19 protein-coding genes are annotated in these 24,300 nt (G+C 67.0%); 10 read left to right on the forward strand and 9 right to left on the reverse strand.

All coding sequences use genetic code 11. From position 1 onward, the window contains the following. The 3 genes from EB084_03375 to EB084_03385 all read left to right on the forward strand — a co-directional run. Positions 1–391, forward strand: a 391-nt coding sequence (locus EB084_03375) for a hypothetical protein (protein ID NDD27289.1), incomplete at its 5' end; no start/stop codon positions are given. Positions 392–526: 135 nt separating this feature from the next. After that, a complete protein-coding gene (locus EB084_03380; protein ID NDD27290.1) occupies positions 527–2,908 on the forward strand; it encodes a PAS domain S-box protein in 2,382 nt (793 codons plus the stop codon). Positions 2,909–2,972: 64 nt separating this feature from the next. Next, positions 2,973–4,001 carry a WYL domain-containing protein gene (locus tag EB084_03385; GenBank protein ID NDD27291.1) on the forward strand — a complete coding sequence of 343 codons (1,029 nt, stop codon included), beginning with the start codon at positions 2,973–2,975 and terminating at the stop codon, positions 3,999–4,001. Here the strand turns inward: EB084_03385 and EB084_03390 are convergent. Then, positions 3,989–5,665: a PAS domain-containing sensor histidine kinase gene (locus EB084_03390; GenBank protein NDD27292.1), complete on the reverse strand. Its 1,677-nt coding sequence runs from the start codon at positions 5,663–5,665 to the stop codon at positions 3,989–3,991. The two genes, EB084_03385 and EB084_03390, sit on opposite strands and share 13 nt — an antisense overlap. Before the next feature lie 117 nt (positions 5,666–5,782). After that, complete coding sequence (locus tag EB084_03395; protein NDD27293.1) at positions 5,783–7,174, reverse strand: UTP--glucose-1-phosphate uridylyltransferase; 1,392 nt, start codon at positions 7,172–7,174, stop codon at positions 5,783–5,785. A 97-nt stretch (positions 7,175–7,271) separates the two neighbouring features. Between EB084_03395 and EB084_03400 the strand changes: the two genes are divergently transcribed. The 4 genes from EB084_03400 to EB084_03415 all read left to right on the forward strand — a co-directional run bounded on the left by EB084_03400 (position 7,272) and on the right by EB084_03415 (position 13,321). Then, positions 7,272–9,164: a hypothetical protein gene (locus EB084_03400; protein ID NDD27294.1), complete on the forward strand. Its 1,893-nt coding sequence runs from the start codon at positions 7,272–7,274 to the stop codon at positions 9,162–9,164. 158 nt (positions 9,165–9,322) lie between these two features. Further along, on the forward strand, positions 9,323–11,596 hold the full coding sequence (locus EB084_03405; protein NDD27295.1) for a 3-hydroxyacyl-CoA dehydrogenase/enoyl-CoA hydratase family protein: 2,274 nt from the start codon (positions 9,323–9,325) through the stop codon (positions 11,594–11,596). Positions 11,597–11,622: 26 nt separating this feature from the next. Continuing rightward, the gene (locus EB084_03410; protein ID NDD27296.1) at positions 11,623–12,804 is read left to right on the forward strand and encodes a thiolase family protein; all 1,182 of its coding nucleotides are present in this window, start codon (positions 11,623–11,625) and stop codon (positions 12,802–12,804) included. A gap of 310 nt (positions 12,805–13,114) precedes the next feature. Beyond that, positions 13,115–13,321, forward strand: coding sequence for a hypothetical protein (locus EB084_03415; protein ID NDD27297.1), 207 nt, complete (start codon positions 13,115–13,117; stop codon positions 13,319–13,321). A gap of 27 nt (positions 13,322–13,348) precedes the next feature. Here EB084_03415 and EB084_03420 read toward each other — a convergent pair whose 3' ends face one another. Both EB084_03420 and rocD read right to left on the reverse strand, forming a co-directional pair. Further along, a complete protein-coding gene (locus EB084_03420) occupies positions 13,349–13,981 on the reverse strand; it encodes a pseudouridine synthase (GenBank protein NDD27298.1) in 633 nt (210 codons plus the stop codon). 9 nt (positions 13,982–13,990) lie between these two features. After that, entirely contained in the window at positions 13,991–15,208 is a 1,218-nt protein-coding gene (gene rocD / locus EB084_03425; protein NDD27299.1) for an ornithine--oxo-acid transaminase, read from the reverse strand. Between the two features lie 180 nt (positions 15,209–15,388). Between rocD and EB084_03430 the strand changes: the two genes are divergently transcribed. Beyond that, positions 15,389–16,513, forward strand: coding sequence for a glycosyltransferase family 2 protein (locus EB084_03430; GenBank protein NDD27300.1), 1,125 nt, complete (start codon positions 15,389–15,391; stop codon positions 16,511–16,513). Beyond that, entirely contained in the window at positions 16,510–18,354 is a 1,845-nt protein-coding gene (locus EB084_03435; GenBank protein ID NDD27301.1) for a tetratricopeptide repeat protein, read from the forward strand. Before EB084_03430 ends, EB084_03435 begins: the two co-directional genes overlap by 4 nt. Positions 18,355–18,380: 26 nt before the next feature. Here EB084_03435 and EB084_03440 read toward each other — a convergent pair whose 3' ends face one another. Further along, entirely contained in the window at positions 18,381–18,749 is a 369-nt protein-coding gene (locus EB084_03440; GenBank protein ID NDD27302.1) for a hypothetical protein, read from the reverse strand. Positions 18,750–19,119: 370 nt separating this feature from the next. Here EB084_03440 and EB084_03445 point away from each other — a divergent pair, with 370 nt between their 5' ends. Continuing rightward, entirely contained in the window at positions 19,120–21,198 is a 2,079-nt protein-coding gene (locus EB084_03445) for a response regulator (GenBank protein NDD27303.1), read from the forward strand. Positions 21,199–21,213: 15 nt separating this feature from the next. Here EB084_03445 and EB084_03450 read toward each other — a convergent pair whose 3' ends face one another. The 4 genes from EB084_03450 to EB084_03465 form a co-directional block, all read right to left on the reverse strand. Further along, the gene (locus tag EB084_03450; protein NDD27304.1) at positions 21,214–21,522 is read right to left on the reverse strand and encodes a hypothetical protein; all 309 of its coding nucleotides are present in this window, start codon (positions 21,520–21,522) and stop codon (positions 21,214–21,216) included. Then, the gene (locus tag EB084_03455; GenBank protein ID NDD27305.1) at positions 21,522–22,910 is read right to left on the reverse strand and encodes a sensor domain-containing diguanylate cyclase; all 1,389 of its coding nucleotides are present in this window, start codon (positions 22,908–22,910) and stop codon (positions 21,522–21,524) included. Before EB084_03455 ends, EB084_03450 begins: the two co-directional genes overlap by 1 nt. Then, the gene (locus EB084_03460; protein NDD27306.1) at positions 22,907–23,275 is read right to left on the reverse strand and encodes a response regulator; all 369 of its coding nucleotides are present in this window, start codon (positions 23,273–23,275) and stop codon (positions 22,907–22,909) included. The genes EB084_03455 and EB084_03460 overlap by 4 nt, the downstream gene beginning before the upstream one ends. Continuing rightward, positions 23,276–24,300 (reverse strand): hybrid sensor histidine kinase/response regulator (locus tag EB084_03465; GenBank protein NDD27307.1); only part of this gene is annotated, 1,025 nt, incomplete at its 5' end.

Genomic DNA, 24,300 nt, shown 5'->3' on the forward strand with positions numbered 1-24,300 from the left:
CCTCATCGACGACTACGCCAGCCTCCCCCACACGAAGGCCCTGGCCGTGCTGGGCGTCATCGCCTCGATTCCCAACGGTGGCCTCTCCGACGACTGTGCCGCACATATCCGGTCGTTCCTGACATCGCGGCTGCGCGCCGAGAGCGATGTGAAGGTGCACCGGATGGCCGTGCTGTCGCTGGCCCTGGCCTCCGAGACCGACGAGCGCAGCGCCAACGCGGTGCTCGATCTCATGGATGGCAGCGGCAACGCGTGGGAGACCTTCACCTGCCAGCAGTACTTCGCCTATCACCGCGATGAGATACGCAGCTGGTCGTCGTTCTGGCGCATCCGCGGGCGCCTCGCCGTGACCGGCAACCCGTACGGACGACGCATCGCTTCAGGCTTCTGACCCGCTCCCCAGGAAGCCCCTCCGCCATCGCCGCCCCTTCTTCCCAGGGGCGGCGATGGCGTTCCGTGCGATTGCACGAAAAAGAGACGCATACTTGGGTTTATGTTCAGACGTGACGGGGTATGATATCTCTCGATGCATATTCACGCGGGGTCAGCGATGGCAATCGTCGAGCGACCCGAAACAGCCTCCCTCATCGACTTCGAGCAGCCCGACACAACGGCAGTGCTCGAAGCGCTGCCCATCATGGTCTCGTACTTCGGCCGAGATCTGCGCTACCGCTACGTCAACCGCCGATACCTCGACGTCTACAGCTGCTCATACAACGCGATCATCGGCAAGCGGATGCAGGACGTCGTTGGCCCTGAGATCTTTGAACAGGTACGCCCTTACATCGAGAAGGCCCTGCGAGGTGAGGTGGTGCGCCACAACCAACGGTTGACAGTCGGCGCTCTCGACGAGCGAGACTTCTTCGTCACGCATGTGCCCCACCATCTGCCCGGTGGGGCGGTTGCAGGGGTCTACAACCTCATCGTCGATCAGACCGAGCACCCGCGCGCCGACCAGCGGTTCCGCAGGCTGACCGAGAACCTGTACGACATCTTGTGGGACTGGAACCTCGCGTCCGGCGAGATGTGGCGCAGCCGCGCCGATCTCGAGCACGACCGAGGCGCCGACGAGCACGTGGTCGACTGGTGGCGACGCAACATCCATCCTGAAGACAGGGAGCGGGTCTCGGCCACCACGCGAGCCGCGCTGGCCTCCGCCAGGTCGTGGCGGGTGAGCTACCGCTTCAACGGGTCCGACGGTCGATACGCGCACCGTCTCGACCGCGCCATGATCGTGCGCGACATAGGCGGAACCCCAACCCGCATCGTGGGCGTGACCTCTGACGTGACGGCGAGCCATCGCCGTGAGCAGCTGATGGCCGAGAAGAGGCGGCTTCTCGAGATGGTGAGCAAAGGCACCTCTCTACAGATGATGCTCGATGAGCTCACCACCGTCATGCTGCGACTCGCGCTCGAGCCGTGCCACGTTCTCATCACGCGCGTGCAGAACGGCATGCTGCGGCCCGCCAGCAGTGCAAGCCTCCCTCCGTCGTATGTCGACGCCCTCGACCCGATCCCCATCGGCCCGCACAGCAGTCCCTGCGGGCGCGCCGCGTGGTACAAGATGCCGGTGGTCGTCGAAGACATCGAACGCGAGACCGCCTCGGCGACATTCAAGGCGCTATCGCTCGAACATGGCCTGCGCTCCTGCTTCTCCGTGCCCGTGCTCGACTCAGAAGGATCGGTCATCGCAACGTTCGCCCTGCTCTACCCTCGACCGAACCGCAACGACAAGGACGACCTCGAAGCGGTGAACCAGTTGGCTCGCACTGCCGCTCTCGCACTCGAACGCATCAACGAAAGCGAGGCGCTGCAGCGCCAGAGCGAGGTCACCCGCACGGTCACCGACAACGCGGCGACGTGTCTCTTCCTGATCGACGACGCGGGGCGCGCCACCTACATGAACGAGACCGCACGTGTTGCCACCCGTCATCGCTTCGAGACCATCAAGACGAAGCACATACACGAGGTGCTGCATCCGTGGTGCAGCGAAACGACGTGCCTGCTTGCCGTCGCAACCACCAGCGGGAAGCCGCTGCGAGATTTCGAGACGCGCATCGAGCGCCGCGATGGAAGCACATTTGCCGCCCTCTGCCACTACACGCCGCTCCACCACAACGAACACCGCACCGGCGCCGTTCTCGAGGCGCGCGATCTCACCGAGCATCACGCGTTGCGCGACCTTCGCGAAAAGAATCGACAGCTCAATGAGCTGAACGCGCTCAAGTCAGAGTTCGTCTCGACCATGAGTCACGAGCTGCGCACGCCGCTGAACTCCATCATCGGCTTCACGGACGTTCTCCTCGCCGAGATGAGCGGGCCGCTCAACGAGGCACAGAAGAAGCAGCTCACGTTCGTCTCCGACGCAGGAAGCGCGCTGCTCAAGCTCATCAGCGAGATTCTCGACCTCTCGCGCATCGAGGCGGGGAAGTCGGTGCTCGACACGACACGCTTCGATGTCACGCTGTGTCTGAGCACCTGGGTCGATTCCCTTCAGCCAGCCGCGCAGAAGAAGGGAATCGCGCTGCGGGTCGAGGGAATCGAGACCCCGTGTCTTCTCACGACCGACGAGAACCGCCTGCGCCAGATCGTACTCAACCTCGTCTCGAACGCCGTGAAGTTCACCCGTGAGGGTGCGGTTCTGGTGAGCCTCGAGCGCCTCGCCGAAACGGTGACCATCCGCATCTCTGACACGGGCCCGGGCATCGCGCCCGAGGCCGCGCGATCGCTCTTCCAGGCCTTCACGCGAGTGGGGGCCGACACCCCCAACGAGGGCGTGGGGCTGGGCCTGCACATCTCGCGCAAGCTGGCCGTGCTGCTGGGCGGCTCGATCGAGCTGGCAAGCGAACCTGGGGAGGGCACGACCCTCTCTGTCACGCTCCCCCGTACCCTCCCAGAAGATTCCTGAAGCGACCCAGCCGCGCCCCCACGAACGTCTCTCCCCCTCCTGTCGGCATTTTGCAGGCAAGAGAATGTTCGACTGCGAACCCTCTCTCCAGGCGCACAGAATTCACCGGAGAGAGCATCGCGTGCCATCAGCAAACACCCTGCCCCGAATCATGTGGGTCCACCGACAGCTCAAGAACGAGAAGCATGTCACCACGAAAGACATCTCAGAGCGATTCGGCGGCTCGGTACGAACCGCGCAGCGCACCATCGAGTACATGCGCGATCAGCTGCACGCTCCCGTCGAGTACGACAGGCACCGCTGCACGTTCTACTACCTCGACAACACCTACGAGCTGCCTTCGCTGAACCTCACCGACGGCGAGACCATCGCGCTTCTGCTGGTCTACGAGAGCATGCTGCAGAAGCTCCCGCTGCCCCTGGCCCGCGAGCTTGCGGGCGCCGTTTCGCGCCTGCAGGACTTCCTGCCAACCACCACATCAGTAAACCTGGCCGACCTGCTCGCGCGGTTCTCCATCGAGCTCGACCCGCAGGGAGATGTGCGCACCGCCCATCTCGACGAGGTGCGACGCGCGCTGTCAGAGCGACGAACCCTCCGCATGACCTACTACACCGCCTCGCGCGACGAACTGCTCGAACGCGACCTCGATCCGTACCACGTCACCTATCGACGGGGCGACTGGTATGTGGTGGGGCACTGCCACCTGCGCAAGCACGTGCAGACCTTCGCGGTGAGCCGGATGCGCGCCCTGACGCTCACCGAGCGTCGCTTCGAGATCGCCCCCGACTTCGACGTGTCGCAGTACTTCGAGCACGCCTTCGGCGTCGACATCGCGGGCGAGCCCACAGACGTGGTGCTCGAGTTCGTGCTCCCCGAAGCGCGATACGTGGGCGAGCGCACGTGGCACCCGAGCCAGCGCCTCGAGAAGCTCGATGATGGGCGGTTGCGCCTGCGGCTGACAGTGAGCGTGACCTACGAGCTGCGCCAGTGGATACTCTCGTATGGAAGCCGGGTGCGCGTGCTCTCTCCGGCCTCTCTGGCTGAACAGGTGGGGGCAGAGCTGCGCAGAGCGGCCGAGGGCTACGCGTCGTGATCGACGAGTACGAGCACGTCTGGTATCAGCCTGCACAGCGCCGCCAACAGGTCTTCGCTTCGAAACGGCTTTGAGACATACCCATCCATGCCCGCCTCGAGGCAGCGCTCGAGATCGCCCTTCATGGCGCGCGCGGTGAGGGCCAGAATGGGCACGTGGCGCCCCCCCTCCTGCTCGCGGCGACGAATCTCGCGTGCCACCGCAAAGCCATCCAGAACAGGCATAAGCACGTCGAGCAGCACCACATCGAAATCGCGGGTCGTGAGCGCGGCAAGCCCCTCCCCCCCGTCAGAGGCGACCTCCACCTCGAACTGCAGCTGCTCGAGCAGACGTCGAGCCAGCAGCTGGTTGATGGGATTGTCTTCAATCAGCAGCGCACGGGCGCCACGTGCCGAGTAGCGGGGTGGCTTCGACGCAGCCGCAGGTGCCTGCGTGGGGCTGCCCTCGCCCACGGGCGCGTGGGGCGCGGGCGCGTCGGCGCGCGCCGGCAGCTGAAGACGCAAGATGAAGTGGAAGACCGCGCCCGGCGCTTCCGGTGTGCCTTCTGGCGCGGGAGACTCGGCCCACATGCGCCCCCCCATCATCTCAGCGATGCGTGACGCGATGGAGAGCCCGAGCCCAACACCTCCCTGACGGCGCGTGCTCGACTCGTCGCCTTGCACGAACGGCTCGAACACGCGCGCCAGCAGATCGGGGGCGATGCCCGGGCCGCGGTCTGCGACGCTGCCGTGGAGAACGACCAGATCGGGCTGCTCGACACAGGGCTGACGCTCGATGCAGACCTCGATGGGGCCCTGCTGCGCGAACTTCACGGCATTTCCCACCAGATTCGTCAGCACCTGGCGAAAGCGACGAACATCGCCCTCCACGATGTCGGGCACGTCGGCGGCGATGCGCTTGCGCACCTCACGCAGCGGCCCCTTTGCAGTAGCGTGAAGCGCTTCGACCATCGCGTTGACGGCTTCCCGGATCGAGAACGGATTGCGCTCGAGCGCGAGCTTCCCTGATTCGATGCGCGAGATGTCGAGCATGTCGTCGATGAGACCGAGCAGGACCTGCGCAGATGTCTTGACCGCATTGAGGTACTGGCGCTGCTCCTCCCCGAGCGGCGTCTCTCCGAGCAGATCAGAGAACCCGATCACGGCATTCATGGGGGTCCGGATCTCGTGGCTCATCTTGGCCAGGAAGCTGCTCTTCGCGCGGCTTGCGGCCTCGGCTTCCTCGCGCGCGCGCTCGACAGCGGCTTCGACTGCTCTTCTCTCGGTGATGTCCTCCGAGATTCCGAGCAGATAGCGTGGCGTTCCATCGGGGCCGTTGATGGGCACTTTCTTCGTGTGCAGCAGGCGAACCCCGGAGACCGTGTGGAGAGACTCTTCCGGGATGTCGAGCAACGCCCCGCTCGCCAGCACCGCGCGATCTTTCTGGGTGAAGAAATCTGCCTCCGCGGCAGGAAAGAAATCGTAGTCGTTGCGGCCCAGCAACTTCTCGCGGGAGAGACCGATGAGGTCTTCCGCGGCGCGGTTGAGCAAGACGAAATTCAGGTCTCGCGCGTCTTTGAGAAACACCATGTTGGGCAGGTTCTCGATGATGGCGCTGAGAAAGGCGAGTGTCTCGGCGTCGCTGCTTTGCGCGGCGCTGTTGTTGTCGGCTGATTCACCCTTCATGTGTCGTACCCCCTGCGATCAGCCCCTCGGCATTCCCACTCCGCACTGCCTTTCCTGCGAAAGGACAGACAAAGGTATCTTCACACCCGTAGATTCTCCACCGCACCCACCCGCCAATCAAAGCGCCACATCGCCCTCGAGCACGCGATGATCATCGACGCACGACGGCGTGTCAGCCGTTACTCGCACCCGCCCACGCACCTTGACCCCTTGGCCGAATGTGACATCGCCCGCCACCTCGAACCGCTCGCACAGTCGCAGCGATGGTGCCCCATACGGGAAGCGCGCCCGCATGTCATCGATGCGCTGATAGCACGGGTCGGCGAGCACGACCACGGGCCACGACGCGCCCTGGGTCACGATGTGGAAACCCGCGTCGAGGGCGCAGGCGTCCGACCAGAGCGCGAGCAGATCGCTGCAGAGCTTGACGGGCGCAAAGCGCGCGCGCGGCACACACAGCGCCTGGCTGCCCTCGAACAGCTCGATGGCGGCCCCCATCGCGGTCTCGAGCTGCACCACCCGAGGCGAGTCAGCGTCTCGCGGATCGATGGTCTTGCGATTGCGAATCAGCGGCAGGCGGAAGATGCCGCCGCTGTCATCGAGGAGGGCGCGCAAGGCACGCAAGTCGATCCAGAGGCTGTTGGTATTGAAATACCCATGGCGTGACATGTCTTGAAAGGCCTCGAGGTCTTCCTTCGGGGTCTGCGCCACCTCGCGTAGCAGCAGACGGCCGTCCGGACGACGCGCGAGATGGCCGCCCTTGCGATCAGCGGCGGTTCGACGCGCCACCTCCATGAGAAAGGGAACTCCGCTGGCCACGTGCCCCAGGATGCGTGTGTCGACCGTGGCGCCGAGGTTGTCGGCATTCGAAACGAATGCGTGGGTGAAGCCGCGGTCGAGGAGGCGGTCGAGCAGACCGCTGGCGTGCAGCGCCGTGTAGATATCGCCGTGCCCCGGCGGACACCACCCATGCTCGCCCCAGCCCTGCGGCGGCAGGGAGTGGTCTTGCTCGATGATCTTGGGCACCTTGTTCTGCAGGAAGGTGAGCGGCAGATCATCGACGGCCAGCTCGGGATAGGCATTCAGGGCTTGTCGCGTGTCGTCTTCGGTGGCGAAGCTGTTCATGAAGACGAGAGGAACCGCCGCCCCCGTCTGCTCACGCAGCGCAAGCGCCTGACGAACGATGATGTCGAGGAAGGTGAGCCCGTCTTTCACGGGAAGCAGCGACTTGGCCCGCGCGAGCCCCATGCTGGTTCCCAGGCCACCGTTCAGCTTGATCACCACGAGGCGTTCCAGCGCCTCGCCGCCGGCCCGCTCGAGGAGGTCCGGGAGACCCGTGAGCTCCGGCAGGTCAGTCACCGCCTCGATGTCTCTCTCGCCGATGAGCCCGCTATGCCCAGCGCGCAGCAGATCGTAGTGATGGCGGAAGGTCTCGATCACCATGGGTGGAGCGCCTTGCGCGCGGAGAGCCTCCTCGAACGCGCTGAACGCATGGACTGGGCTGGGCATGATCACTCTCCTCAGGACTCATGTTCTCCCCCACGTGTGGCGATAAACCCTGCTCGTGGAGGAGAGGACCCTCCGCGAGCGCGAACGCAAGGCCGCCATGCTCGGTGTCTGCTGGTCTCCCTCTCCCGACGATGCGGCGTCTCGCACGCGCGACCTGCAGCGCATGTGCGCGGCTGGCCTCGAGTACGTGCGCGTGGGCCGCGCCTCGTGGGGGCGCATCGAACCGAAGCGCGGCGCGCACGCACTCGACGCGCTCGACGTCGCCGTCGACGATGCGGTCCGACACGGCCTGCGCGTGGTCGTGGCGCTGCCCACCGGACTGCCGCCTCGCTGGCTCACCAGCGCCCATCCAGAGGTTCACCTGGTCGACGAGACCGGGACCGCGGTGGCCGCGGAAGACGCCCACCCCTGCGTGCTGCCCGCCGCGTACCGCGAGCGTGCCCTGGCCCTGATCGAGACGCTGGTGAACCGCTTCGCCTCGCGCGTCGACGCCTTCGAGCTCGACCCCCGCCTCGGCGCACCGCCGCTGTGTCACTGCGATGCCTGTGCCAGCGCCTTCCGCGCCTGGCTCACGGCCCGCCACGAACAGATCGAGGCGCTCAACAGCGCATGGCTCGGGCCGCTGGGCGAACGTCCCTTCGACAGCTTCGAGCAGATCACGCCCCCGCTTCGCGGCCACAGCGCCTCGCCCGCCCATCGGCTCGACTACCGCAGGTTCAGCCGCGAGTGCCTCGGGCGCTTCGTCGACGCGGTGCGCGAAATCGTGCACCGCGTCGCCCCCGAGGGCCTCCTGGTGAGCGCCGACGCGGAGGCCTTCGGCACCCCTGAGAGCGGGCGTGGAGCCGCCCAAGTCGATATCGCAGGGGGAGCGAGCCTGCCGCTCCCGTGGACCGAGGCGATGGCGGCTGACGTCGACCCGCGATGCGGTCACCCAGACGTGGCCGCGCTGCATCACGATCTGCGCCGCGGCCTGGGGCAGGAACGCTTCCGCGTCACCGACCAGCAGTGCGGCCCCCTGATCGGCAAGACGCGCATCGCCGTGCCACGCGCGGGAATGATCCGCCTCTGGACGTGGGAGGCCTTCGCCCACGGCGCAGAGATGGTGATGCACACAGGCTGGCAGCCCGATGGCCTGCGCGCCCCATCCGGACTGCTGCGAGCCGACGGCGAGGAGGACGCCGGACACGCCGAGGCGTCGCGGGTCGCCCGTGAGCTCGCCTTCGTCGAGATGGGCGCGACGCGCCCTGCGCCCGTGGCCCTGGTCGTCGATGAAGAAGCCGCCGACGTGTACGCGCTCGTTCGGCCCGGTCGCGGAACAGGGTATGGAGCCCTGGTTCTCACCTTCTATGAAGCCCTGCGGCGCCTCGGTCTCGACATCGACGTGGTGCGGGCCGACCGCGTGCCACCGCACCGGCTTGTGGCGGTGCCGAGCCTTCCCGTCTGGCCCTGGGCCCACAGCGGATTTCTGCACCCCGGTCAGCAGATGGTGCTGGGGCCCCGCACGGCGAGCCGCACCCCCTTCCTCTACACCGACACGCGCGGTCTGGGAGACGGTCGGAACCGCTTGCGCGCGATTCGGGAGGAATCTGGTGTGCTCGACCCCGCGACGCCGATGACGTGGCAGGGGCGCACGTGGCCCACCGCCGGATGGCGCGAGTGGATCGACAGCGACGCCATCCCCGTGGCGCGCTTCGATGATGGCGACGGGGCTGTGTTCGAGGCAGAGGGCCTCCACCGGCTCGCCTTCTCGCCTTCGGTGGACTTCCTCATCGAATACCTCGAGACGATCTGCAGCAGGGTCGGAATCGACACGTTGCGCCTGTCGAGCACGCTTCGCCTGCGCCGCCGCGGCGACCTTACCTTCGCCTTCAACCACAGCCCCGAGGTCGTACCCGTGCCCGCACCGGACGACGCCGCGTTCCTGCTCGGATCACGCGATGTGGCAGGCTATTCGGTGACCGGGTGGCGCTCAGGTTCCCCGAACGGGTGAAGCAGGCCCGGGCACACAATCCGACGTTACAGCCTTCGTGAGCGCAGGCATCCTCGCTCACCCATCACCCATGCCCGGGTACGTCGTCGCTCCGGCAGGGACCCCGCACCCGACCGCGTAACCCCTGGCCCTCGCAATCTGCACCGCAGGAGGCCTCCATGACCACCCCCTCGCAGCCGCGCCCCTATGCCGCGCGCGCCATCCGACGCGTCGCCGTCATCGGCGCCGGCACCATGGGCGCCGGCATCGCGGCCCATCTCGCCAATGCCGGCATCTCCACCCTGCTGCTCGACGTTCCGAAGGAAGGCGACCGAGACGCCCTCGCAAGAGGAGGCATCGAGCGCCAGCTCAAGGCGAAGCCCGCCGCGTTCATGGACCCCGCTCGCGCCCGCCTCATCGACGTCGGCAACACCGAGGACGACCTCGGCCGGGTTGCCGAGGCAGACTGGATCATCGAGGCCATCTTCGAGAACCTCGACGCCAAGCGCGCCCTCTGGGAGAAGGTCGAGGCGCTCGCATCTGCTGACGCCATCATCAGCAGCAACTCGAGCGGCATCCCCATGTTCCTGCAGGTGAAGGGGCGAAACGAGGGCTTTCGACGCCGCTTCGTGGGGGCCCACTTCTTCAACCCGCCCCGCTACCTGCATCTACTCGAGGTCATTCCCACCCCGGACACGGCGCCTGAAGTGGTTGACACGGTGCGCCAGTTCGCCGATCACGTGCTCGGCAAGGGTGTGGTGGTGGTGCGCGATGTGCCGGGCTTCGCGGCGAATCGCATCGCGGGCTATGCCTTCACCAAGATGATGCGCGCCATGATCGACCTCGATCTCACGCCCGACGTGGTCGACGCCATCACCGGTCCGCTCATCGGACGCCCCAAGAGCGCCACGTTCCGCACCGCCGACCTGAGCGGGGTCGACATCTTCGTGAACGTGGCCGACGGGCTGGCCAAGGCCACGCAAGAAGACTTCGCCGTTCCCGACGCGATTCGCCACCTCATCGAGAACAGGTGGCTGGGCGACAAGACGGGCCAGGGCTTCTACAAGAAGACAAAAGATGAATCGGGCGCCACGAAGATTCTCACGCTCAACCTCAAGACCTTCGAGTACGAAGATCGAGGCAAGGTGCGACTGCCCGAGCTCAAGCCCATCAGCGCCCTTGCGACCCCAGAAGAGCGGTTGCAGGCATTGCTCGCCCTCGACGGGCCGCTGGGCGAGTTCACCCGTCGCACCACCGCCGATCTGGTCACCTACGCAGAGAAGATGGTGGGCGTGGTGGCCGACACCCCGGACGAGATCGACAACGCATTGCGCTGGGGCTACGGCTGGCAGCTGGGGCCGTTCGACATCGTGCGCGCCATCGGCGCCGATGCACTGGGCGCGCTGCTGAAGACGGCCGTGCAGCCGGTGGGTGCGGTCGTCGCGGCGCCCGGCGGGCCCACCATCCTGCGCGCACTCAAGAGCGAGCCCGGCCGCGTGGTGCGCGGCACGCGAGATGCCAGCCTCATCGATCTGGGCGACGGCGTGGCGCTGCTCGAGTTCACCAGCAAGATGAACACCCTCGGTCAGGGCGTGCTCGAGATGCTCGACGTGGCCGACGAGGTGGTGCGCAAGGACTTCGCGGGTCTCGTCATCGGCAACCAGGGCGAGAACTTCTCGGTGGGGGCCGATCTCAAGATGGTGCTGCACCTGGCCAAAGAGCAGCGCTGGAGCGATCTCGAGCACGCGGTGAAGACCTTCCAGCGCGTGGTGACGCGCCTTCGCTACGCGCCCTATCCCACCGTGGTGGCGCCGTTCAACATGACGTTTGGCGGCGGCTGCGAGATGTCGCTCTGGGCCGATGCCGTACAGGCCAGCGCCGAGCTCTACATGGGGCTGGTGGAGATCGGCGTCGGCCTCATTCCCGCGGGAGGTGGAACCACCGCGCTGCTGATCCGCTTCACCGAGACGATACCAGCCGACGCAGACGCCTTCGTGGGGGTGAAGCGGGCGTTCGAGACCATCGCCATGGCGAAGGTGTCGACCGCTGCGCTCGACGCGCGCAACCTGGGGCTGCTGGCGGCCAGCGACGGCATCTCGATGAACGCCGATCGCGTGATCGACGCCGCTAAGACACGCGTGCTCGGACTCTCGTACGGCTACGTCCCCCCGCCACCGCGACAGGTGCGCGCCCTGGGCGAGACCGCTTGCGCGAACCTGTGCACGGCGGCCTGGCTCATGCGTGAGGGGCGCGCCATCACGCCCTACGAGGAGACCCTGGCCAAGACCCTGGCGCGGGTGCTCACCGGCGGCACCCGCAACGCAGCCGGGCTCGTCGACGAGCAGGTCATCCTCGACTACGAGCGTGAGGCCTTCGTGAGCCTCTGCGGCAACGAGCTGACCCAGCAGCGCGTCCAGCACATGCTCGAGACCGGCAAGTCGCTGCGCAACTGAACGAGAGAGACGGAGAGACCTTCAAGATGAGCAATTCGCGAAACGCTGTCATCGTGAGCGCCGTGCGCACCCCCGTGGGGCGCGGTGTGAAGGGGTCGTTGGCCGCGACCCGCCCCGACGATCTGGCCGCCCTGGTGATGCGCGCGGCGGTCGAGCGCGCCCGCATCGATGCGTCGATCATCGACGACGTCATCATGGGATGCGCCATGCCCGAAGCCGAGCAGGGGCTCAATGTGGCCCGCATGGCCGGCATGATCGCGGGATTGCCGGACACGGCGCCGGGCGTCACCGTGAACCGCTTCTGCGCCAGCGGCCTGCAGGCCGTGGCCATGGCCGCCCAGGCCATCGTGAGCGGCATGGCCGACTGCATCGTCGCGGGGGGCGTCGAGTCGATGAGCATGGTGCCCATGGGCGGCAACAAGGCCGCCATGAACCTGGCGCTGCTCGATCGTCGGCCGGAGGCCTACCTCGGCATGGGGCTCACCGCAGAGCGCCTTGCCGCGAAGCACGGAATCTCGCGCGAAGCACAAGATGCGTTCGCGCTGCAGAGCCACCAGCGCGGCGCCGCGGCGCAGGAGGCAGGCCGCTTCGACGATGAGATCGTCCCGGTGCCCGTGCGGGTCGATCGGTGCGAGGGGACCTCGATGACCTCGACCACGATGCCGTTCACGAAAGATGAGCTCATCCGCCGCGACACCTCGATGGAAGCGCTGGCGAAGCTCAAGCCGGCCTTCTTGCAAGGCGGCACCGTGACGCCGGGCAATTCGTCGCCCATCTCCGACGGCGCGGCCGCGCTCGTCGTGATGTCAGCCGAGCGGGCAAAGGCGCTCGGTCTCGAGCCGCTGGCGACCTTCGTCACCTACGCGGTGACAGGGGTCGCGCCGGAGATCATGGGCATCGGACCGGTCACCGCCGTGCCGAAGGCGCTGCAACGCGCCGGGCTCTCGCTCACCGACATGAACGCGATCGAGCTCAACGAGGCCTTCGCGGCCCAGTCGCTTGCCGTGCTGCAAACGCTCGGGCTCGACCCGGCGCGGGTGAACGAGAGCGGTGGCGCCATCGCCATGGGGCACCCGCTGGGATGCTCGGGCGCCAAGCTCGCGGTCACGGCCATCCACGCGCTGCGCCGTCGCGGCGGCGGTCACGGGCTGGTGACCATGTGCGTCGGCGGCGGTCAGGGCGCGGCGGGCATCTTCCGCGTGGGCTGAAAGCACCCGACGACCGCCTCGTGTAGATGCGTCAGCGCGGCGTCTTGAACCCCGCGCCCCCGCCCGTTCACATCGACGCAACATCGTGAACATCGCGCCCCAAACCGTTCACACATCTGCAACATGGTGAACCTCGCGTCCACGCCCGTTCACATCGAGGCAACATCGTGAACGTCGCGCCTTTGCGCGTTCACAATATTGTTCATCCGGGTTCATCTTGGCGAAACGAATTGGACACGCTCCGTACATCTGCCCGCGCTATGCTCGTCTCCGACACGACAGACATACCGCGCTCAGCGAACAAGGAGACGTGAACATGCCCCCCTCCACCGATACCCTCATCGAGCTCGAGGTTGCGTGCCGCGTGCTCGGCATCTCTCTCGATCAGTCGCGAACGCTCTGCAAGATGCTGAACATATTCCCGACACGATGGATGGACGAGACGTTCATCGACCGCGACGCCCTCGAGAAGCTCGACCGCCTGCTGAACCCGCCCTTTGCCGAGCAGGCAGCCTGAGGCCCACCCCGACCTGGGCCTCTTCGCCTATCGACCGCGACGCCCGCGAGAAGCGCGGCTGCCTGCCGACCCGCCCGGCGGCTGAGATGGCGTTGGCCCGTAGACCGCCGTCCGCAACGCCTCCATCTCATCGACCCCGAGGAACCGCCACTCCCCCGGCGCCAGCGTGCCGAGGGTGAGCTGTCCGATGGCCGTGCGAACGAGGCGAAGGGTCGGCAGGCCAACCGCGGCCGTCATGCGCCGCACCTGGCGATTCCGCCCTTCGGTGAGCACGATCTCCATCCACCCGGTGGGAATGGCGGCGCGATAGCGAATCGGTCGCGCGCGTGGCGGCAGGTCGGGCGGCGCGATGACCCGTGCTGACGCGGCGCGAGCGAGCCGCCCCTGCACCATCACCCCTCGCACGAGTCGCGCCGCATGCGCCTCGGTGGGCTCTCCCTCGACCTGCACGACATACGTCTTGGGCTGCTTGAAGCGTGGATCGGCCAAGCGGTGCTGAAGCCCGCCATCATCGGTGAGCAGCACGAGCCCCTCGCTGTCGGCGTCGAGACGCCCCACGGGATAGACGCCGGGCACGTCGACATGGTCGCGCAGCGTGGCGCCCTCGCCACTGAACTGACACAGCACGTCGAGCGGCTTGTGCAGCAACAGGCAGCGCATGCGCCGCGCCTAGGCGCTGAGCACCGCTTCGATGCGCTCAAGGGCCCAGTCGAGCTCTTCCCGCGTGACCACGAGCGGCGGGGCGAAGCGAATGGTGTGAACCCGCGTCTCCTTGCAGAGCAGGCCGCGCTCCTTGAGCGCCTCGCAGTAAGGACGCGCACCGCCCGCCTCGGGCTTCAGCTCGAGGCCGGCCCAGAGACCGCGGCCCCGAACCTCCTTGATGAGCGGATTGCGAATCGCGCGCATGCGCTCGATGAAGTAGGCGCCAAGCTCAGCCGAATGCTCGATGAGCCCCTCCTCGACGAGAACCTTGAGCGCTTCCCGCGCCACCCGCGCCGCCAGGGGAGAGCCCCCGAACGTCGACCCGTGGGTGCCCGGCACGAACAGCGCCATCACCTCGCGCGACGAGAGCACAGCAGACACGGGCAGCACGCCACCGCTCAGCGCCTTGCCCACGATCACCATGTCGGGGCGGATCCCTTCGTGCTCGAACGCAAAGAGCTTTCCGCTCCGGCCGAGTCCGCTCTGGATCTCGTCGAAGGCGAGCAGCACGTTGTGCTCCCGACAGATGGCGTCCGCCTCCTCGAGGAAGCCGGCGGGAGGCAGCACCACCCCGGACTCTCCCTGGATGGGCTCGAGCATGAACGCCGCCGTGTTCGGGGTGATGGCCGCGCGCAGCGCCGCCGCGTCGCCGTAGGGCACGTAGCGGAACCCTGGTGTGAAGGGACCGAAGCCGTCCTTGTACGCCGCCTCGGTGCTGAAGCTGATGGCGGTGGTGGTGCGCCCATGGAAGTTGCCGTCGCAGACGATGATCTCTGCCTGGCCGTCCGGCACCCCCTTGACCTTGTAGGCCCAGCGCCGGCAGGCCTTCACGGCGGTCTCCACCGCCTCGGCGCCGCTGTTCATCGGCAGCATCATGTCGAAGCCGCTGAGCTCGCACAGCTCCTTGGCCAGCAGGGGAAGCTGGTCATTGCGGAAGGCGCGCGACGTGAGGGTGACGAGATCGAGCTGCTCCTTGGCCGCCGCGATAATGCGCGGGTGGCAGTGCCCCTGGTTCACGGCCGAGTACGATGAGAGGAAGTCGAAGTACCTGTTCCCCTCCACGTCCCACATCCAGACACCGCTGGCGCGCGCGATCACGATGTCGAGCGGATGGTAGTTGTTGGCGTTGTGCTGGGCCTCGAGGGCGATGTAGTCTGCGGTGGTGAGGTGGGTCTGAAGGGTCATGGGCTGGCTCCTGTTCTGCGCACAGTCCCGGCGATGTCTCTGCAAGAACGACAAACCGCCGAAGCGGCGCTCCGGCGGTTCGTGCGTGCGGGCTCCGACATGCGGAAGAAATTGGCGCTATGACTTGGCTGGTTCCACCAGCTTCGAGGCAAACCCTGCTTTGCGTATGGCAGCCTGGATGTGCCGAACATCGGTGGCCGTGGGATCGAAGCGCACATTCACCACGCGGTTGACGTCGTCGATCTTGATCTCGACGATGCCGCTGAGGTGCTTGAGCTCGACCTGCACACTTCGGATGCACATGCTGCACTCCATGTCCGGCACCGAGACCGAGACTGCGTGGCTGCCGTCGGGCAGCGCTCGCTCGGGCGCGGCCAGGGCTGCGCCCGCGATGGCCAGGGCCATCATCAAGACCAGGACCAGGCGTTTCATGGTCACAGCGTGTTTCGCCTCCTCATCGCACGTGGGTTTAACGTTCCACGCGCATGTTTTGTTTCCCCTGCGCGGCCGCGCCCCGAATCTGCCCCGCCTCTTCTGTCAGAAACAACAGCGGAGCGCGGCAGGGGACGGCGCGGCTCCACGGGAACGTCCCCTCAAGGAGGGCAGAGTCTGCTCGTGCGGGTCGTCGCGGTCATTCCAGCATACAACGAAGAGGCCTCCATCGCCCGCGTCGTGAGCGCGACCCTGCCATACGTCGAGCAGGTGGTGGTGGTCGATGACGGATCGCGCGATTGCACCGCCGCCCAGGCGGAGGAGGCGGGCGCCCACGTGATCCGCCAGCCGCGCAATGGTGGGAAGGGCGCGGCCCTCGAAGCCGGCGCCGATTACGCCATCGCAACCGGCTTCGACGCCGTTGTCGCCCTCGACGCCGATGGCCAGCACGATCCCAAGAGCATCCCCGCGCTGGTCACCCCCCTCGCCGACGGCACAGCCGACATGTCGGTGGGCTCTCGCAAGCGCGCGTGGTCGACCTACATGCCGCTGGTGCGCCGGCTGACCAACGCGTCGATGTCGTGGCTGCTGTCGAAGGTCGCCGGCCAGCCCATGGAAGACACCCAGAGCGGGTTCCGCTGCATCTCGGTGGCCGTTCTGCGCAACGTGCGGGTCCAGACCCGCCACTTCGAAGCCGAATCCGAGTTCCTGTTGCAGGCGGCTCGCGCCGGCTGGCGCATCGCATGGGTTCCCATCGTGGCCATCTACGGGGCTGACGTGCGCCCGAGTCACATCCACCCCCTGCGAGACGCCTATCGCTTCCTGAAGATGCTGCTGCGCGTCCTGCGAATGGGCACCTCACCGACGCGATGAGCGAGGGCCCTCCCCGTCCCAGCGTCAGCCCCTCGTCCATCACCCTGAAGATGGCCGATCGCGCGGTGACGAAGTCGCTCGAGATCGTGAACAAGGGGGGCGGAAGGCTCCGCGCCACCGTCTCACCGCAGGTCGGCTGGATCTCGGTCGACCCTCGCGTGATCGAGGACAACCACGTGCGCATCGCGGTGACCATCGACGCCTCCACCCTGCCCGAAGACGTGGAGACCGAGAGTGCCCTGCAGCTCGCCTGGGATCGCTTCACGCTCGAGATCCCGGTGCGCGTGACCCGACAGGGGCTGCTCACGGCCTGGCATCACTATGAGCAGGGCGATCACACCACGGCGCGCGAGCTGGCCGTGGCGGTGGCGCAGACCAGCAGCCGCCCGGAAGCGCAGCTGCTCATCGCCACCACCTGGCTCGACGCCAAGAACCATGCTGCGGCGGTTCGCCCTCTGCGCGACGCCGCGGCGGCGCTGGCCGCGATCGACGCGCCCAGGCCCCTCGATCCGTGCGGCAAAGCCATCGCGCATCGCTTTGTCGAGGCCATGGGAAGCGCCCTGCCCACCCTCCGCGACTCGCGGTTCGGCATCGATCTCCTCGAGCAGCTGCGCGTTCTCGCACCCGATCTCGACCCGTCGCTCGAGATCTCCCTCGATGCGCTCCTCAGCGAAGCCGCGGCGCTTCTGGCCAGGGAGTTCCCGCCGGCGATGCTGGGGGCCGACGATCGAAAGACCACACAGGCGCTCGTGGCCCGCCTCAGCAAGCGCCTTCCTGACGCCGAGGCGCTGAAGGACTGGCTCGCGCAGGCCGCCCTGACGCCAGAGCCCATCGCCGAGGCGCCCCTGCTCCTCGAGAGCCAGGCGGAGCCCCCCGACCCCCGCTTCCGCGCCCTGGGTGTGCTGCTCGTCGTGGCTGTCTGCATCTCGGTGGCCTGGCTGTTCCTGCGTGCGTCATGGCCGCTGCGCCACGCACGCGCCCTGATGGCCGGCGGCCAGCACGCCGAGGCACTCAAGATGCTCGAGGCCGAGGTGGCGCGAAACGGCTCAGACACCACCGAGATCCGCACGCTCCGTGCAGAGGTCAACCTCTCCCTGGCACAGGCGCAGCTCGAACGCGGCGAGTTCAAGGAAGCCGCGACGAGCCTCGCACGCACCCTGCGTGATGATGGCACGAACCGACGCGCCCTCGACCTGAGACGAACCACCCATCATCGATGGGCTGAAGACGCCGAGAAGAACGGGCGTCTGCGCGAGAGCTTCGAAGCGCTCGAGGCCCTCATCCACATGCAGCCTCCCGATGAGGCCGCGCGCGCCCGCCTGCGCGAGCTGCTCCCCCTGCGACGGCTCTATGTGGCGATCGACGACATCGAGGGCCTGCAGCACCTCGCCCCCAACGGCAAGCCCATGCAGGCGCATCCGGTCGACCTCGACACGGGACGGGCCGCCAGAGAGTGGCTGCCGGCACTGCAGAAGCTCGACATCCGGACCTGGAGAGGATGCACCCAGGTGACCCGTCTCGACGGTCTGTCCGGGATGCCCCCCCTCATCGTTGTGGCCGGCTCCGACACCCGCAGCGCGGGAGTCGACGTGTACACCCCAAGAGCCGACGGCGCGCCTCGGGTCGAGAAGCTCACGGGGGCGGTGGCGCCCTCGGGTCTGCGTCTCCTCTCCCTGCGACCGGGCAGCGGGGCGAAAGACGGGGCCGAACGTCTCTGCGCGGCCTTCGCGCCGCCGAGCGGCCAGCACGCCACCTTCGAGATCGGCGTCGCGTGCGGCAACGGGAAGGTGACGCTCACCCCCCGTGCCGCCCAGAGCAAGGCGGCGCGGAGCACGCCGTGAAGACGTGCCCCGCGCCCACCGACGCACTAGCCGGTCGCCGCTGCGGCGGCTTCGACCGGCTTGTGACGGCGACCGAAGATGCTCGTGTAGAGCCACGCCACGTCGCGATTGAACTGCTCGCGCTCGATGGGGTCATGGAAGTAGACGACGCTCTCGATCGACTCCCCGAAGCGCTTCTGCGGCATGTTGACGCTCAGCGTACCGTTCTCGTTGCGGAAGACGCGCACGCCGCGGATGCGCATGCCGTGGTAGCGGAACTCGCACATGCCGACCAGCTTGGGATTCAGATCGGACTGCGCGGCGTGAACCGTGGGACGACCCCAGGGGCGTTGGCTCCAGTCGGGGGCGGGCTCCCGCTCGCAGAGCTCAGGACGGATCTCATATGAACCAGACATTGGACGGTGCTCCCTTCGATGGTGGCGGCACGGAGCCGCTGTGATCGCAGTGTAGCGGGGTCAGTCCCTGAACGCCATTGACAGGGGATTGCGTCGATGTGAACTTGAACAGCCTCCATCGGGCCGCTCCGGCAACAATGTTGCCGGCATCAGAACACCGTGTTGCAATCGTTCGAAGATCCCCCGGCATCGACCAAGGTCGATGCCTCGTGTCCGACCAAGGTCGCAGCCTCTTGCGTCAAACGAGGGGTGCCCGCCTACCCCAGTGGAACCCTATAATCAACCGGTAGGAGAAGGCGGCGCGCACAACGCGGCCGTGCGGCCAGCTTCCCTTCCCGGCGTGTGATGAGAGTGAGGAACGCCCCCGCCGATGGAACGCGAAGACCACCTGTTCCTGGTCTACTTCTTCTATGGTCTGTCGTTCCTCGTTCTCGGCGTGCTGGTTCTGGCCCAGAACGCCCACCACACCAGCGAAGACCGCGATGACGAGGCGCCGACCACACCGACCGCGGTGCTGCTCGACAACCTCTGGTTCCTGGGAATGTTCGCGCTGCTGCACGGCCTGAACGAATGGGTCGACATGTCGCTCATGAGCGACGCCTGGGTGAAGATCGAGGGCGCCATGGAGGTGGTCTCGAGCTTCTTGTACGCCATGTCGAGCCTCTGCCTCTTCGAGTTCGGCATCTCCCTCGTCACCGCCACCCGCCCGCGCATCCAGTGGCTGCGCTGGCTGCCCCCATGCGCGTTCCTGCTGTGGCTCACCACCTTGCTGGTGGGCGCGATGCTCCACCTCCCTCTTCCCACCCTCGAGGCGCGCGGGTGGGTCCGGTACTGCCTGGGCCTCACCGGTGGACTGCTCACCGGCTTTGCGCTGCTCACGCAGAACCAGCTCGGCGAAGCGCCATCAGACAGGCCGGCGGATGCGCGTGAGAAGCAGAGGACGGGACTCTGGGCAGATGGAGGCACGGGGGAGCGGCTGCGCAAGCTGCTCGTGATCGCCGCCATCTTCTTTGCCATCAACGCCTTCCTCTCCACCGTCCTGGCCGCCGAGTCTTCCCTCGGCGCCCTGACCGAGGGGGCCGGGCGTGGCGTGCTGCAGGGCCTGTTCCACCGCCTGGGCGTGACCTCACCCCTCACGCTCTTCCGGGCGCTCTGCGCCGTGGTGATAAGCTTCTCGCTCGTCTCGGCCCTGGTCGCCATCGACCGCGAGCAGAACCGTCGCATCGCCGCGAACCAGCGAGAGCTCGAGGCGGCATACGAGAACCTGCGCGTCTCGTACGAGCGCCTGCGCGAGACGCAGCAGCACCTCGTCCAGTCAGAGAAGATGTCGGCCGTGGGCACCCTGGTGAGCGGCATCGCCCACGAGTTCAACAACCTGCTCTGCGGGCTCAAGGGATACACCCAGCTCGCCCGGGGAAGCGACGATCTGACCCAGATCAAGGCCGATCTGGCCCAGATCGAGGACACCGCCGACAGGGCGGGTGAGATCACCCGAACCCTTCTGACCTGGGTGCGGCCCGATCGTCGTCGACTCGAGACGGTCGATCCCAACGAGGTGCTGCGCAACGCCGTGGCGCTCGTCCACACCACCCGCGCCGGTCGCAACCTCGAGATCGAGACCCAGTTCGAGACGCTGCCGCGCCTTCCGCTGTCGAAATCAGACATGCAGAACGTCACCATGAGCCTCCTGCTCAACGCCATACAAGCGATCCCGGAGGAGCGCGAAGGGCGCATCACCGTGAGGGCACGCCTCCGCCAGGACCAGCACGTGGAGCTCACCGTCGTCGACAATGGCGTCGGAATCGCAAGCGAGAACCTCGACAAGATCTTCCTCCCATTCTTCACCACCAAGGGGGCGCAGGGCGGCAGCACCACGCCCGGTGTGGGGCTCGGGCTCTACGTGGTGTACGGCATCGTGAAGAACGCGGGGGGCGAGGTGCGCGTCACCTCGGAGGCCGAGAGCGGCACCACGCTGACCCTCATCCTCCCCGCGGGAGACTCGCCGTGGCGCGACCCCGCCACAAGCGACAATCCGGACGCAGACGACGTGGAGACCCTGCTTGCCGCCATGCGCGTGCTCGTCGTCGAGCCTCAGCGCGCGATGCGCGAGGTGATGCTCGGATCGCTGCAGAGCCGCGCCCAAGAGGTTCGCGGCGCGGCCAGCGGACGGGAGGCCCTCGAGGCGCTGGCCACCAGTGGATACGACCTGATCTTCGTGGACACGATGATGCCGGGTATCAGCGGAATCGAGACCATGCGACGCATCCACGAGCTCGACGCGCGCATTCCCGTGGTCATGATGAGCCCCACGCCGGACCCCGGCACGCGCGGCGACATGCTGGAGAGAGGGGCCACCGGACTTGTTCGCGTGCCGTTCGAGAGCTCGGAGCTGGCCGACGTGGTGAGACGCGCCGACCGCCGTCGCCGCGCGCGCGCCACCACCGCCTGAGCGCGGCAGACACCCCTATTTCAGGCGAAGCCGCACGTGGCGAGAGGTGGCCACGATCTTCATCCCTTCGCGGGCCTTGATGCAACAGGTGCGCTTGGCCACCGGGTCGCTGCGATCGGGCAGCACCACCTGGCATTCGCAGTTGCCGCAGTCGTTGTTCCAGCAGAAGTTCCCGTAGCTGATGCTCATGGGGCTCAGGTACTGAAAGCCCCGCAGCACCGTGTTGTTCTCGGGCACGCGCACCGTCTTGCCCAGCACCTCGATCTCCACCAGACGATCGAAGGGCTCGAAGAGCTCAGGGCTCAGCTCATCCGGCAGGTCCATCAGAGAATCTCGGCCACCTGAACCTGGTTGCGACCGCCCTTCTTGGCCTTGTACAGGGCCTCGTCGGCCCCATTGATCAGGCTGTCGCCATCAGCCGCGTGCTGGGGAAACGTGGCCACGCCCATGCTGATGGTCACGCGACCGCCCGGCTGGTTCTCGCCGCCTTTGAAGACGGTCGTGGCCACCGACTCGCGGACGCGCTCCGCCGTGACACGGGCCCCCTCCGTGTCGACGCCATAGAGCAGGATCATGAACTCCTCGCCGCCGTAGCGCGCCACCAGATCGGGGATGCGGTCGCCCTTCTGCCGGCTGTTCTCGAGACAGAGGTTGGCGATGCGAACGAGCGCCACGTTGGCCAGCTCGTGCCCGTTCCTGTCGTTGAAGTTCTTGAAGTGATCGATATCGAACATGAGCAGCGACAGCGGCGCCTGCTCGCTTCGCGCCAGCTGCACCTTGCGTGCCAGCTCCTCGCGGAAGTAGCCGTAGTTGTAGAGCTGGGTGAGCCGATCGGTGATGGCGTTCTTGTAGGTGTTCGCGTTCTCGATGGAGATGGCCGCCAGCGATGCCAGCGACGACAGCAGCTTGAGATCGCTCGAGCTGAACACCGCGCGATTGCGCTTGTTGTTCACGTTCAGAACCCCGATGACGCGATCTTTTATCTTGAGCGGGACCGACAGCAGCGATCGATTGATGTAGCGCTCCTGGTTCACCTTTCCGAACAGCACGTGCGACTCGATGTCCTCGATGAGAAGCGGCTTCCCCTCGGCCGCCACCCATCCGGATATCTCCTCGCCCACAGGCAGCCGGAGCGATTCCATGATCTCGGGCGCCAGCCCCACCGCATCGAGGATGCGCAGCTCGCGGGTCTCGTTGTCGATGAGCATGAGCGACGCGTGATCGACATCGAGCATGTCGACGGCCTTGGCCAGGATGCGACGGGCAACCTCGGCCAGATCCATCACCGACGCGATGGTCTCGCTCGAGTCGTACAGCACCGACAGCTCTTCGTACCGCCAGACCAGCTCGCCCACCACGCTCTGGACCTCGAAGCGCGCATGGGCCCATCCCTCGACGATGCGGGCCAGGGCCGCCGCGGACGCGGCGTCGGCAGGCTGCCGGGCCAGCACAGCGCCGATGCGATGCTCACGCAAGCGGATCAGGGATAGCGCGGCAAACGGTCCGCCTTCTTGAACGGCGCCGCCCAGGAGCGCCGCACGCGCCGATGACCGCTCTTCATCGCCGCTGACCACGCCGGCGATCGGTTCGGCGCGCCCATCAACGACCACGAGACGGGTCTCTGCGGCCAGCGCGGCAATGGCATCGACCTCGACGAGATCGACGAGACGCGGCGGATCGACCGTGGACGTGGGGGCCGCGTCGAGGCTCATTCGCCCAGTATCTCCTTCACCCGCTCGGCCATCTTGCGCGGGCTGAACGGCTTGGTGATGTACTCGCTGGCCCCACACTGCAGGGAGTACAGACGCTCGGACTCCTGTCCCTTGGCGGTGATCACGATGACGTAGAGATCCTTGTGCTCGGGGTCGGAGCGCAGAACCTTGCACACCTCGTTGCCATCCATGCGGGGCATCTGGATGTCGAGGAAGACGAGGTCCGGCTTCTCGCTTCTGATCCGGCCCAGCGCCTCTTCGCCATCGACCGCGGTGAGCACGTTGTACCCCGCGCGCGACAGGGTGTACTCGATCGATCGCAGCACGTACGGCTCGTCGTCCGCCACCAGTATCTTCTTCGCCATCTAGACCTCCGTCTTCGAACGCACTTCGCCCGCCCCCCCGTGGGCTTCCTTCGAGAACCGCCGGGAGAGGACGTCGTGCACGGCCTGCGTGAGCGCCTGCTCGGAGAACGGCTTGCTGAGAAAGACCTCGGCCCCGAGCTTGCTGACCCGCGCCTCATCGAGCGCGATGTCAGACGCCGTGAGCACCACGATGGGCATGCGCGCCGTCTCATCCCAGGTCCGCAGCCGTCGGATGACCTCGAACCCGTCCATCTCCGGCATGTAGAGATCGAGCACCAGCAGGCTCGGGCGCTCGTCACGCGCCTTGACCACGGCCTCGAGACCGTCTCTGGCCGCCAGCACGTGGTACCCTCGAGACGACAGCATCTGCGTGATCCCCGCGAGGATGTGGGGATCGTCATCGACCACCAGGATGCGGGTCTCGGTGGCGTTCCCGAGCAGCCCCTGCACCGTCTCGAGAAGACGGGCGCGATCGAGCGGCTTGCTGCAGTAGTCCTGCGCGCCGAGGCCGAACGCCTCGTCGCGCGCCTCGAGGATGCTCAGCACCACCACGGGAATGGGGGCGGTCTCTCCATCGGCGCGCAACCTTCGCAGCACCTCGAAGCCATCGATGTCGGGCAGGAGCAGGTCGAGGAGAATCAGGTCGGGCTTGCTCTCCCGAGCGAGGCGGAGCGCGTCCTCGCCTTTCCCCGCCTCGAGCACGGCAAACCCCTCGCTCTCGAGGATGTGGCGCATCACGCGCACGATGTTCGCCTCGTCATCGACCACCAGAACGGTCTGGCCGCGACGGGGATGCCTCGGCGCGGCCGCGCCCTCACGCGGTGCGGTGCCCGGAGACGGGGCCAGCGCCTCTCCCGCCTCAGCGACAGGGGCGAGCACCGGGCCCGGGTCGGTGTCCGGGAGCGGCATGGTGACGAAGAACGCGCTGCCCGAGCCCGGCTCGCTCTCCACCCAGACCCTTCCCCCATGCGCCTCGAGAATGCTGCGCACGATGGGCAGCCCGAGACCCGATCCCTTGATCTCAC

The organism is Pseudomonadota bacterium (genome assembly GCA_010028905.1).
GTDB lineage: Bacteria > Vulcanimicrobiota > Xenobia > RGZZ01 > RGZZ01 > RGZZ01.

Coding starts and splice junctions, on each gene's coding strand:
- EB084_03380 (NDD27290.1), top strand. CDS start 527: ATGCATATTCACGCGGGGTCAGCGATGGCAATCGTCGAGCGACCCGAA.
- EB084_03385 (NDD27291.1), top strand. CDS start 2,973: ATGTTCGACTGCGAACCCTCTCTCCAGGCGCACAGAATTCACCGGAGA.
- EB084_03390 (NDD27292.1), bottom strand. CDS start 5,665: ATGAAGGGTGAATCAGCCGACAACAACAGCGCCGCGCAAAGCAGCGAC.
- EB084_03395 (NDD27293.1), bottom strand. CDS start 7,174: ATGCCCAGCCCAGTCCATGCGTTCAGCGCGTTCGAGGAGGCTCTCCGC.
- EB084_03400 (NDD27294.1), top strand. CDS start 7,272: ATGCTCGGTGTCTGCTGGTCTCCCTCTCCCGACGATGCGGCGTCTCGC.
- EB084_03405 (NDD27295.1), top strand. CDS start 9,323: ATGACCACCCCCTCGCAGCCGCGCCCCTATGCCGCGCGCGCCATCCGA.
- EB084_03410 (NDD27296.1), top strand. CDS start 11,623: ATGAGCAATTCGCGAAACGCTGTCATCGTGAGCGCCGTGCGCACCCCC.
- EB084_03420 (NDD27298.1), bottom strand. CDS start 13,981: ATGCGCTGCCTGTTGCTGCACAAGCCGCTCGACGTGCTGTGTCAGTTC.
- rocD (NDD27299.1), bottom strand. CDS start 15,208: ATGACCCTTCAGACCCACCTCACCACCGCAGACTACATCGCCCTCGAG.
- EB084_03435 (NDD27301.1), top strand. CDS start 16,510: ATGAGCGAGGGCCCTCCCCGTCCCAGCGTCAGCCCCTCGTCCATCACC.
- EB084_03440 (NDD27302.1), bottom strand. CDS start 18,749: ATGTCTGGTTCATATGAGATCCGTCCTGAGCTCTGCGAGCGGGAGCCC.
- EB084_03445 (NDD27303.1), top strand. CDS start 19,120: ATGGAACGCGAAGACCACCTGTTCCTGGTCTACTTCTTCTATGGTCTG.
- EB084_03450 (NDD27304.1), bottom strand. CDS start 21,522: ATGGACCTGCCGGATGAGCTGAGCCCTGAGCTCTTCGAGCCCTTCGAT.
- EB084_03455 (NDD27305.1), bottom strand. CDS start 22,910: ATGAGCCTCGACGCGGCCCCCACGTCCACGGTCGATCCGCCGCGTCTC.
- EB084_03460 (NDD27306.1), bottom strand. CDS start 23,275: ATGGCGAAGAAGATACTGGTGGCGGACGACGAGCCGTACGTGCTGCGA.